The 12,833-nt window shown below is 39.7% G+C and carries 6 protein-coding genes; 3 read left to right on the top strand and 3 right to left on the bottom strand.

Annotation, left to right across the window (positions count from 1 at the left end):
• The first annotated feature begins 31 nt into the window (after positions 1-31).
• Positions 32-3,739, top strand: a complete 3,708-nt coding sequence (locus QNM16_RS05710) for a sensor histidine kinase (protein WP_284019590.1) — start codon at positions 32-34, stop codon at positions 3,737-3,739.
• 56 nt (positions 3,740-3,795) lie between these two features.
• Here QNM16_RS05710 and QNM16_RS05705 read toward each other — a convergent pair whose 3' ends face one another.
• Positions 3,796-4,542 carry a hypothetical protein gene (locus QNM16_RS05705; RefSeq protein WP_284019589.1) on the bottom strand — a complete coding sequence of 249 codons (747 nt, stop codon included), beginning with the start codon at positions 4,540-4,542 and terminating at the stop codon, positions 3,796-3,798.
• Positions 4,543-4,777: 235 nt separating this feature from the next.
• Positions 4,778-6,802, bottom strand: coding sequence for a methionine--tRNA ligase (gene metG, locus QNM16_RS05700; RefSeq protein ID WP_284019588.1), 2,025 nt, complete (start codon positions 6,800-6,802; stop codon positions 4,778-4,780).
• 192 nt (positions 6,803-6,994) lie between these two features.
• Between metG and apbC the strand changes: the two genes are divergently transcribed.
• Together apbC and QNM16_RS05690 are read left to right on the top strand one after the other, a co-directional pair.
• On the top strand, positions 6,995-8,068 hold the full coding sequence (gene apbC, locus QNM16_RS05695; protein WP_284019587.1) for an iron-sulfur cluster carrier protein ApbC: 1,074 nt from the start codon (positions 6,995-6,997) through the stop codon (positions 8,066-8,068).
• Between the two features lie 179 nt (positions 8,069-8,247).
• A complete protein-coding gene (locus QNM16_RS05690) occupies positions 8,248-10,716 on the top strand; it encodes an EAL domain-containing protein (RefSeq protein ID WP_284019586.1) in 2,469 nt (822 codons plus the stop codon).
• Here the strand turns inward: QNM16_RS05690 and QNM16_RS05685 are convergent.
• The gene (locus tag QNM16_RS05685; protein WP_284019585.1) at positions 10,713-12,737 is read right to left on the bottom strand and encodes a hybrid sensor histidine kinase/response regulator; all 2,025 of its coding nucleotides are present in this window, start codon (positions 12,735-12,737) and stop codon (positions 10,713-10,715) included. The two genes, QNM16_RS05690 and QNM16_RS05685, sit on opposite strands and share 4 nt — an antisense overlap.
• Positions 12,738-12,833 lie beyond the last annotated feature (96 nt).

Here is a 12,833-nt window from a genome sequence, read left to right as displayed (position 1 = left end):
ACGTTTAAGTATAGAGACTTAAGTGGCATTTATGCTTTTAATACAGCGCTTGCATGTGATGTGTACGGAATTAATACGGGTTATTAATCCTCTGGTCCAAGGTACCTTTTGTGTTGCTTTACTGTGTGCTGTTTTTGTTACGGCTGCTAATCCTGTTTTTACGGACACCTCTCAAGTTATGAGGCGGTTTGACTATGAGTCAGGTCTCAGTCAAGTTACGATTATGGCACTTACCGAAGATCAGCTAGGTTATATATGGATTGGTACTCAGGCTGGGCTTAATCGTTTTGATGGCCATGAATTTAAACAATTTAGCAGTACGCAACAAAACCCCAACGAGCTAGCTGGCTCGTTTGTGACAGGGCTTTGTCATAGTGGTGAAACGGTTTGGATAGGCACCAGCACAGGGCTCAGCGCATACCATACAGTGACAGGACGCTTTCAAAGTTTTTTAGAAGAAAATTACCGAGCCATTACTTCAGACAGAGTAAAAACACTCAATTGCAGCGGTAATTATATTTCGGTTACTACTGAAAATCATGACTTTTATCTTATCGACAAGGTGACACTCGAGCCGGTTGCGCTAGATTTAGCTGGCCGTTTTCCTAGCCATGGGATTGCCTACAATAATCAAGTTTTTTATATCACTGAAAGCGGCTTCAGTACGCTTAACCTGCAGTCTAGGAAAAGTGACTTGCTGCTCGAAGGAGAATTTAAGTATCTGGCCTTGCGCGGGGAACGCGTTTTTCTGATCACCAAAGAAAATCAATTGCTCAGCTATGACACATTATACGAGCGTGTTCTATGGGAGATCTCAGTTGGTGCCGGAGCTGGGCTTGAATTAAACAACTTGCACATATCAACAGGGAAATTATTCGTTGGCAGTAATTATGGTGTTTATTTATACGACTTGAATGGTAATTTCAAAAAGCACTGGTTTAAGCACGAAGGTCAGGGACTTGGCTTACAAGACAACAGCATTATGTCTGTACTGGTCGACAGTAATCAAGATCTATGGTTTGGTACTGAGACAGGTGGGTTACATTTCATTAGCCAATTAAGTGAGAACTTCGGTCATATCAGTGCTTTTAACTATCCTCATAGCCCATTGCCTGAGCCTGATATAAGAAATTTTGCATTAGATAGGTTTGATAGACTTTGGCTGGCAACCTCTTCAGGCTTGTATTTTTTTGATGGAACAGGATTTAAAGAGGCACATCGAGTTTTCCCAAACCTCTCGGTTGTTGAGAGTGCATTTATAACTAAGTTGTATATTCGCGACCAATATATGTGGATTGCAACACGTGGATTGGGGGTTTATCGGTTTAACTTAGATGACGGAACATTATTGAATATTATTCCCGATGTCGGTAAAGGCCCTGAGTTGAGTTTTAATGACATCATTGAGTTTCAAGGTCGAATTTTGGTGAGCTCACGCTCAATGGGTTTGTTATTTTTCAACGAATCATCAAACAAGTTAGAGCCATTTTTAAACTTGGAGAATGCGCCCAGTCACGTTTCATCACTATTGCCTCAAGGTAATGCGCTTATATTTGGTAGTATCGGCGATGGGCTTTTCAAATATGAGGAGGGCAGCTTAATACAACTTACTATTGCAGACGCCTTGGCTTCTGATATCGTATTTATGTTGCAAGCTGATAGCTTTGGTCGGGTCTGGGCTGGAAGTGAAACGGGCATTTCTGTTATTGATAATACGTTTTCTGTGGTTAGAACCATCAAAAGGCAGGACGGGATAGCAAATAGTGCAATTTGGGCCCTTTTGTATGACGAGCAAGATCATATTTGGCTAGGCACGAGTGGTGGTTTGTCACGGATAAATATTCATGACTTTAAAATTGATAATTTCTTACCTGTAGATGGCGTGCAAGGCAATGAGTTTAATTATAATGCGAGTTGGCTAGCGCCAGATGGACGAGTATTCATTGGTGGGTCAAATGGATTTAATCAATTTCATCCTGAGCAAATAACCATATCTCCATTAATTAGGCCATTATTAACCTCCAATATTGAGTTATTGGGTAAAACATTACATCCGTCGATAAACAGAGAATTAAAATTAGCACCCGAACTTACCACTTTTCTGGAGCTTGAATATGATCAAGATATTGTGTCTTTGCATTACTCAAGTTTGGATTATGGCTCTGAAGGCCTTAGGTTTTATTATCGCATCATTGGGCTCAGTGAGCAGTGGCTTAAGCTTGCTGACGGTGTTAGGCAAATTAATTTGCTGAAATTGAACCCAGGCAATTATCAAGTTCAGGCTTATACAATTAATCGTTTTAATCAAACATCTCCAGTCCATCATTTTGATATCAAAATTAATGCGCCGTGGTGGTGGAGTAACTTGACTAAAACACTCTATTTCATTCTTCTATCACTTCTTCTTGTCATGTGGTTTAGGCAGCGACAAAAGCGATTCTTGCAAGTTGTTAATGACAATAAAATAATGAATGAATTGCAGGAGCGTTTAGAGCTTTCTTTGTGGGCCAGTCAGGATGAAATGTGGGATTGGCATATTGATACAGATAAAATTTATCGCCACAGTGTGAAGCCTCGAATTGAATATGGACACTGCAAGTCAGAGATGTCCGTCCATGACGCTGTGCAGTTTATACATCCAAAAGATTACATTGCTTGGGAAGAGAAATTAGAAGCTTGTCTAGAAGGTGAGCAAGATACGTATGAGATTGCCATTAGAGTTAAAACGATTGATGAACAATGGACATGGGTATTGGAACGAGGCAAGGTTGTTAGCAGAGACAGTCATGGCAAGGTTAAACGGTTAGCAGGTGCGTTAAAAGACATCGCTGAGCTCAAAGCACATCAAAATGCACTTCAGGCTTTAAATGAAGATTTAGAAATTAAAGTTGCGGTACGTACTGATGAGCTTTATCAAAAAAATCAGAAATTAGAACAGGCGATGATCGAACTCAAAAGAACACAGCAAGAGCTCATTGAGAGTGAAAAAATGGCTTCACTTGGTAATGTTGTTGCTGGTATTGCTCATGAGATAAACACTCCTCTAGGTATTTCTATAACGGCAATTTCGTATAACCAAGAAAGCTTGCAACAGGTCGCGACTAAATTAAAAAATCAAACGCTTAAACAATCTGATTTAGAGCAGTCTATTGAGGAGCAGCAAGAGGGTTATTTATTGATGAGTCGAAACCTTGACCGTGCCAAAGAGTTAATTAGTAACTTTAAGCAAGTTGCCGTTGATCACTCCAGTGAAGTCCAGCGAGAGATAAACGTAAAATGTTATGTTGAGGATGTATTTAAGTCTTTAGGTCCTTTGGCAAATGGGAAGAAAATAACGTTGGATATCGAAGGTGATGAGGAGGTGAATGTAGATACCTATCCTGGTGCGTTATATCAGATTCTAACCAATTTATATAACAACTCGATATTGCATGGCTTTGAAGGAAAAGAGTCTGGTGGAGTCACAGTAATAATCCAACAAATAGATAACTATTGGTCGCTGGTTTATAAAGACGATGGTGTAGGGATGAATACAGATAATTTACAGACTATGTTCGATCCTTTTGTGACTACTAAGCGCAGTCAGGGAGGATGTGGTTTAGGTATGCATATCGTTTATAACCTAGTCACACAGTTACTTAAAGGTGAGATATCTGCTTGGTCAAAGCCTAATAAAGGCATAGAAGTGAAGTTGAAAGTACCGGCAGTATATATGAATGAAAAAACAGGCTCTAATTAAAGCTAGCCCATGCCAAGTAAAGTTTTATATAGGGCTAGACTTAATATATTAAAGAATTAATTTATATAAGTAGATATATCACGGGTGATGTTGTCTTGATTTAGTTTCCAAGTCTCGACCATGCGAGTTGTACCACCAGTATTTCTACAGACTATTTGTGCTGATATTGTTGCTGTTCTTGCATCATAATAGGTAGGCTCATCAAAAGAGATAATATCATTTATAAAGCCATCACTGTGCCATGGCTCTAGTTTTAATGGTGCGTCACTTTCAATACTTGAAGCAGTACAAAAACCAGTCTCTTCGCTGTTATCAATGCTTAAAGTTGCTTGATAGCGCACATCTTGATAAAAACCCGGATAAAGATGATCGCCATCTTGCCAGTGAGATGCTGTCATTTTGCTTTTTAATTTGATTTTCGGTGCTGGGGCAATGTTATGCCTTAATCGTACTGATGAATTTGAGTTATCGATGCACTGCACCTCAATATACTTTTCCTTGTATTCGTGTCCTCGTTCAAGTTGAGCTGTTAAAATGCTTCCATTTATTTGCGCGTCAGCGAGATGAGTATGAGTGTACTTTTCGAAAATTGCCGCGTGTTGGCAGGGGAGTTCGTTACCTGGATATGGAGCATAAACACGGATGTTGTATGCAGAGCTTGACTGGGTCACCATCACATTAAGTGCAGTTTGGTTATAATAGGTGACTCTACCAGGTGTGCCATCAGTATCGTGTATGATTGATGATGCTAAAGCAGATGTATTTATTATGATCGCCAAAGGTAATACTCGATTAATTCTCATTTTACATTCCTTTTTACATGTTGTGAGAATTTACTTTAGCGTGCGCATGGGATTATTTAAAGGGTTAGGTAATATTTAATGGCTGGTTATTATACTTTCAAAAATTAAAATAAATATAAAGAGTATAGGTTGAGGTAGCTTATTTTTAACTCTGTCATAAGCGGTATTCAGTTCAAAGTGTTGTCAGCTTAAAATGAAGGCATGAAATATAGCTTCATGCCCTCAATGAATAGTATTACATTACACGCATACCTGGCTCAGAACCTTCGTCAGGGTTCAAGATATAAATTTCTTTGCCGCCAGGACCTGCAGCTAGAACCATGCCTTCAGACATACCGAAGCGCATCTTACGCGGCTTGAGGTTTGCTACCATCACAGTTAACTTGCCTTCAATGTCTTCTGGTGCATAGGCTGACTTGATCCCAGCAAAAACTTGGCGAGTTTCACCACCTAAATCTAACGTTAACTTAAGTAGTTTTTCTGCCCCTTCAACATGCTCAGCCTTGGCGATTTTAGCAACGCGTAAGTCAACCTTAGCAAAGTCATTGAATTCAATTTCGTCTGCGATTGGCTCTTTCGCTAGCGGGCTATTAGGATCCAAAGTTGGTTTAGCTGCTTCTAAGCTCTCTTTAGATGCGTCTACCATTGCATTTACCTTATCTAAATCAACGCGCTGCATTAACGCTTTGAACTTATTAATTTCATGGCCAACTAATGGCTTCGAAACTGTTTCCCAAGTAAGTTCTGTTGCAAGGAACTGCTCAACGTTTGAACTCATTCCAGGCAATACTGGTTTTAAGTAAGTTAGGATGATCTTGAACATATTCAAGCCAAGTGAACATACCTGATGTGCGCGCTCTTGAGTCGCTTCGTCTTTGATTAATACCCAAGGTGCTTCAGCGTCAATGAACTGGTTTGCTTTGTCAGCAAGCGTCATGATTTCGCGAATAGCGCGGCTATATTCACGATTCTCAAAATGGGTTGCAATGGTATCAGAAACAGCACTGAACTCTGCTAAAAGCGCTTCGTCCATAATGTTGTCACTTAACTTACCAGCAAACTTCTTAGTAATAAATCCAGCACAACGACTTGCAATGTTCACAACTTTACCGACAAGGTCTGAGTTTACACGTTGTGCGAAGTCTTCTAAGTTCAAGTCTAAGTCAGTGATACCGCTGTTTAGCTTCGCAGCGTAGTAATAACGCAAGTACTCAGGGTCTAAATGCTCAAGGTAAGTACGCGCTTTGATAAACGTACCTTTCGACTTAGACATCTTAGCACCGTTTACAGTAACGAACCCATGGGCAAATACGTTAGTTGGCTTTCTAAATTCAGCGCCCTCTAACATTGCAGGCCAAAATAGGCTGTGGAAGTAAATAATGTCTTTTCCGATAAAGTGATATAGCTCAGCGTCAGAGTCTTTACCCCAGAATGCATCAAAGTCGATGCCATTCTTGTCACATAAGTTTTTAAAGCTAGCCATGTAACCAATCGGTGCATCTAGCCATACGTAGAAGTATTTGCCTGGTGCGCCTGGAATTTCGAAACCAAAGTAAGGTGCATCACGGCTGATGTCCCATTGCTGAAGGCCTTCAGCAAACCACTCTTCAAGCTTGTTTGCCATTTCTGCTTGTAAACTACCAGAGTGTAGCCACTCTTTTAGCATATCTTCAAAAGCAGGTAGGTCAAAGAAGTAGTGCTCTGAGTCTTTTAAAATCGGTGTTGCGCCAGACATTGCTGAGCGAGGGTCTTTTAGCTCTGTTGGGCTGTATGTTGCACCACAGGCATCACAGCTATCACCGTTTTGATCTACAGCATCACATGTTGGGCAAGTACCAGTGACGAATCTATCTGGTAAAAAGATATTTTTCTCTGGGTCAAACAACTGCGAAATAGTACGCTTTTTAATGTGGCCCTTATCATTTAGTCGAGTATAGATAAGTTCACTAAGAGCTTTGTTCTCATCGCTATGTGTGCTGTGGTAATTGTCAAAAACGATATTGAAATCAGCAAAGTCACGCTGTCTTTCGATACTGACATTCTTAACCATTTCTTCAGGTGTGATACCTTGCTTTTGCGCGTTCAGCATGATCGGCGTACCGTGTGCATCGTCAGCACAAACATAGTAGGCCTCATGGCCGCGCATTTTCTGGAAGCGTGACCAAATATCAGTTTGAATGTATTCAAGTAAGTGCCCTAAATGAGTTGGGCCATTTGCATATGGTAATGCACTTGTGATGAGAATTTTTCTCTTTGTCATAGTTTTCCCAAGATTAATTAGCCGCATCGGCTAACGCCAGTGTCACTTTGTATTCAATTTGACGGTTAAATTAAATACAAATCTTTTGACCAACTGGATTATGCCCAAATAACGCGATTTTGACTGGTCTTAATTTATCGAATGTTACATAATTCCTGCGTTCTTTTCATCACCTGATGGCGTTTTATTTGTATGTTTGGCATCAAGAAGTTTTTTAGTAAAGAAGATCCACAGCAAACTGAGATTATCAAGCTATTAAATAGCTATCGTAGTGCGATTTTTCCAATAGGGGTCCAAAACGAATGGATTTCGTCTATTGAAAAATGTAAGTCGCAATATCGTATATTAATTACGCTCCCTTTTGCTGCACACTCACAACAAAAGCAACTTGAGCAATATTTACTTAAAAACAAGATAAAAGAAGTCGCTATTGCCATTGAAACCAGTATTCCTGCTTCATATAAATTTAAGGAAATAAAGCATATTGTGCTTATTGCTTCCGGTAAAGGCGGGGTGGGTAAATCAACAACTGCTGTAAACTTAGCCCTAGCACTCGAGCAAGAGGGTGCAAAAGTAGGACTGCTTGATGCGGATATTTATGGACCTTCTATTCCATCATTATTGGGTTTGGTTGATGAACAACCGACTGCAAAAGATGATAAAACCTTGAACCCGATGCAAAAATATGGATTAAATACAATGTCTATTGGTTACTTGGTACCAGCCGAAAATGCAACGGTATGGCGAGGACCAATGGCATCGCAGGCATTAAACCAGTTGCTTAATGAAACCGACTGGGGTGAGTTGGATTACCTTATTGTTGATATGCCACCAGGAACAGGTGATATACAGCTTACAATGACGCAAAAGTTACCAGCCAGTGGCGCTGTTATTGTCACAACACCACAAGATTTAGCGCTTGCAGATGCACAAAAAGGCATTGCCATGTTTGCGCAAGTTAATTTGCCTATAATAGGGCTTATTGAAAATATGAGTTACTTTAACTGCCAGCACTGTGGTGAGAAAAACGCGCTTTTTGGTGCTGATGGCGGCAGTGAACTAGCTGCGCGTCATGGTGTACCATTATTGGCTGAGATCCCATTAGATATTCAAATTAGAGAAGAATCAGAAAAAGGGGAGAACTTAATTGCTCAAGGTATTAAGGTGGCTGAGCATTATGTTTATTGTGCACAACTTTTGAGTAGTATGTTGCACTTACAATCAGCTGAAGCATCATCTGTCGAAATTACTTTTTCTGACGACTAAATGTCGATTTTTTATGGTGTTGTGAATTTTATTTCCTCTGGTCACTGGTAATTGTGTTGTTAGTCATCATACTTATACATGTAGTTTAGGGGTGCCTGTTTTATTGGGCATTAAAGTTGATATGTTTGTGATGGCCTAGACGTACTGGCAATCAAAATCACTTACTCAAGGAGGTGGGTATGTGGTTGTATGTTAAGAACATAGCATTTTTGTGCATGCTTTTATTGTGTAGCTACTGTACGCTGGCATCTCAAAATTACATCATAGAGCAAGTTTCTGATACATCAAATCAATTGTCCATCGATTCGATTATTGACCGCGCAGCGAGTTTTACTAAATCAGATGGAGAAATTCGCTTTGTCAAAGGCGAGGCGCTTTGGGTAAAGGTCACTAATAGCAGCGAGCCAACTAGCGACTCTTTAGTCGTGTTAGGGTCTATTCAGGGAACACTCAAATTGTATCAGGTTGCTAACGGTAAAGTTGTAGCCTATAAACTAGTTTCTCCAGAATTAGCACACCTTTCCCCAAATCTTCACATGTTGCCTTCTATATCATTATTTACTAATAATCAAAGCTACGACGTTTATATAAAAATTAAAGCTAAATATAGTGGCATGTTACCTTTGTCTGTGATGTCAATGGAACAGTATAGAGAGGCACTTAACGAGCGGCTATTTATTGCTGGTGTTAGTAGTGGTATCCATTATTTCATCGCTTTTTTTGTGTTGCTGATGGCGATAAGTCAGGCCCGAAAAGGGTTAGCGGTTTTAGCAGCCTATTTTGTTTGTGTTAGTATCCAAACAGGCGCCTATAATGGCGCTAACAACTTAATTTTTCCAAGTGAATTATCGAGCTATTTTGCGGCTTATCAAAGCCAAATCTATCTGCTTTCTTTGATTTTCGCAGTACTTTTTCTGAATTATTTTGTTGTGGTTAAGCGCTCTGACCCAAAATACAACAGGCTCGTCGGTGTTTCTATTTGGGCACTGGCAGGGTTAGCTGTTTTGATAGCCCCTTTGAATGCGCAGAATTCTCTTGTCTTTCACTTACTAGGGAGTTTGATCTGTTTCTTATTGTATATTTTGGTATTACAAAACCAGTTTTATGAACAAAGGCGTGAGGTAATGGCGATCGTGATTGCTTGGTCGCCTATTTTTATTTTTAAAATGTATGTGTTCATGAATCAATTTGGAATTTATGTGTCGATTGATCCATCCGTACTAAACCAGATATTTATCACGCTACATGTTGTTTTACTCGCGGCATACCTGTATTGGCATGATAAAAATAAAAAAAAACAACTACTGTTTTATGCCACGCATGACAAAGACACCGGCGCACCTAATCGCTATATGTTGCAACAGAGCCTAGACTCCTTAGTTAAAAGCCAAAAAGATCATACTTTGCTTCTCTTTCGCCCGTTAGTTTTGCAAACCATTCGGTTAAATATGGGGTGGAGCTATGCGAATGCTCATCTTAAAAAATTATTGATGAAAGTCGGTGATCAATTAAATACTTATGGAAACACTGTCATTGCAGGGCATGATAACGTGCATACAGCGATTTATCGTTTAGATGATTCATTGTTTGCCATTGTTTTACTCGGAAAGTTTGAACTTAGTCAAATAGAGCAGTTTGTTTGTGTTTTGTCTGCCAGCTTTGAGGAGGGTGTTGATTTTGGAGGGGATCTACTTGTAGACCAACTTGAAATAGGGGTGGCGAGTAACCCAATTCATGCCACAAATGCAGATTCATTAATACAGTGTGCAATGCAGGCAATGGCTGCAAAGCCTGCTGGGACTAACAAGTGGCAGCTTTTTGACTTCGGTAACTCAATTGTCTCTCAAAGACGTATAAAAATTGCTTCCGCATTAAAGGTGGCCATTGAGCGAAAGCAACTTAGTCTATACCTTCAACCTCAGCTACACCTTGAAACTGGTCGTGTATATGGAGCAGAAGCACTATTGAGGTGGCATCATCCAGAACTTGGGGTTGTACCACCTGGTGAGTTTATTCCTGTTGCAGAGTCTTCAGGTATTATTTACGAGCTTACTGAATGGGTTATTGAAACCGGACTAAAGCATCAAGCTGAGCTTGTTCAGTTGTTGCCTGATCACACTTTATCGCTGAACATCTCAGGTAAAGATGTAGGTCGTAAAGAGCTAACAGTGCAACTTATTGAGTTAGTGAATCAATATACCTTGGTGCCGGCACAAATTGTTTTGGAGGTGACGGAGTCAGCAACAGTTGAGAATGAAAATACGTTGTTTGATACTTTAGGAGATTATCGAAGCATAGGGCTTAGAGTGGCGATTGATGACTTTGGCACTGGTTATTCGTCACTGGCTTACTTGAGCCAACTAGGGTTTGATAAACTGAAAATAGATAAACGCTTTGTAATGGATGTAGAGTGCTCTAAAACTAATCAAACAATCTGCAAAGCTACTTGCGATATGGCACATAGTTTGGGCTCGGTCGTTGTTGCTGAAGGGATTGAAAGTGAACAGAGTTATCGAAAGCTGCAAAATTATCAGTGTGATATTGGTCAGGGTTACTTTATTTCAAGGCCACTTCCTTTCGAAGATTATAAAAAGTGGCTTCATAGAATGATTGAAGTTGAAGATGTTATTCATTACCTCACATCTTAAGTGTCATTTAAAGGCATACTTTCAAGGCATTTAGAGAGCAAGTTGCCGAGAGTCATAAAATCAATGGGCTTTGGTAGCATATCTGTCATACCCACCTCAGATAGGTGTCTTTTACTTAGCTCATCCGTGTTAGCTGTCATAGCTATGATAGGAGCATGATGTGGAAGTAGTTTTCGGTCAAAAATAATCTTTGCAGCTGTTAGTCCATCCATAACTGGCATCATACTGTCCATGAATATGATGTCGTATTTATTCAGTTCACACTGCTTTATCGCTATTTCTCCATTACTTGCAGTATGTGGGGCAATATTAAACTTATTTAAAAATACTTTCATCACTTTTAGATTAATCAGGTTGTCTTCCACAACGAGCACATTCAAGCTAGACGCATCAAAGTTATGCTGCTTTAGAGGTTTTTTGATTGCGGGTTTAGGTGCTAATTTTAGTGGGATAAACACACGAAACTGGCTGCCTTTCTGCATAGCGCTGGTAATATCAATTGTACCTTGCATGAGATCAATCAGCTCTTTTACGATGGACATACCAAGTCCAGTTCCACCAAAATGACTACCTACTTCGTCTTCCCCTTGCTTAAATGGTTCAAATAAATACTGGATGCTTGTGGGTGACATGCCTATACCTGTGTCATTCACATTAATAAAAAGATCGACGCCATCTGAGCGAGATTGAGAATGGACTTTGAGACTCACGCCGCCATATTCAGTAAATTTGACGGCATTACTAATGAGGTTAGTAATGATTTGATTAAGTCGTAGAGGATCACATGTTACCCAACATGTCTTGGGAAGTTTGATGTCAGAGGAAAAATCAATACCTTTGTTGCTTGCGAGCTGCTTAGATAAATCTACAAGGTCCTCGATTAAAGGGGAGATGTTGCAAGCTTGGTGAGTCAAAGAAAGGCCTTCTTGAGATATTTTTGAAAAATCTAAAATTTCATTTACAAGACCAGTTAAAATGTCTGTGCTGCGTAGCGCAAGTTGAAGGTGCTCTGTAATCTTATTTTTATCAGTTTCATCCAAAGCGCTTAATAGCATGCCATTGATCCCGTTTAATGGAGTTCTCATTTCATGACTTATTTTTGCTAAAAGTAAGCTGCGCTCATTTAGCAATTTCTCTGCGTCTAGCTTTTGTTGTTGAAGGTTTCTCCTTAGTTCAACATCTTTAGTAATGTTTTGTAGCGAGCCAATGAGATATATTTCTCCGTCTTGATCAATGGTCTTTTCACCGTGACATGAAACCCAAATTTCTTTGTTTAGTTTGGTTGTGACTTGTAATTCTAACTCCCATGGCAAGCCGTTATTCAAGGCATTATCAATGGCACTGGAGAATGCTTGGCGGTGCACATCTTCGTTGATAAGTGAAAACCATTCATTGAGTGAGAGTGTTGAATCTAATTCTAGTTGGTGGATACGTTTAGCTTCATCGCTCCAAAATACTTGATTAGAGTATATATCAATTCGCCAACTGCCCATTGACGCAACTTGTTCCATCTTTGCGAGCGTCTTGTAGTTAATCTTGAATTTGCTTTCAGATTCCATTCTTGCCAGTTCGCATCCTAGCCATTGCGCAAATAACTCTACATAATCAATATGCTCTGTTGTGAAAGGGTTACTGATCTTAGCTGCTGAGAAGTTAATGGTTCCAAAAGTTTGATTTGCAATGTGTATCGGTGCACCGATATAGGATTCGAGTTGGAAGTTTTGATAGCAAGGGTGAGAAGCAATGCTGCTCGAACCAGCATGGTGAAAAGACAGCGCTTTATTGGCTTTTAAAGTGTGAGTACAGTATGTGCCTTCTAGATCAAATTGACATTTTGGTGTGAGTGAGGGGCTATCTGACTCTACATACACAATGGTGTATTTATTATCTGTAACCTGACTAACAATAGCTATTTCTAGATCAAAAACGTCGAGTCCAAACCGCAGTAATGCTTGGATTTTTTCCTCGGTGCTCAACTCTTGTTTCGATACAATATTGTGAAATTGCCTTAAAAAACTCACCAAGTTACATCCCTTTGAACTAGTACAAATTTATATTCTAATAGAATACGACTAAAAATTATCGACAGTTGAATAATATATTAATATTTCTAATAA

The organism is Pseudoalteromonas umbrosa, assembly GCF_030125375.1.
In the GTDB taxonomy this organism is placed as follows: domain Bacteria; phylum Pseudomonadota; class Gammaproteobacteria; order Enterobacterales; family Alteromonadaceae; genus Pseudoalteromonas; species Pseudoalteromonas umbrosa.
This window is presented reverse-complemented; position numbering and strand designations above follow the sequence as displayed.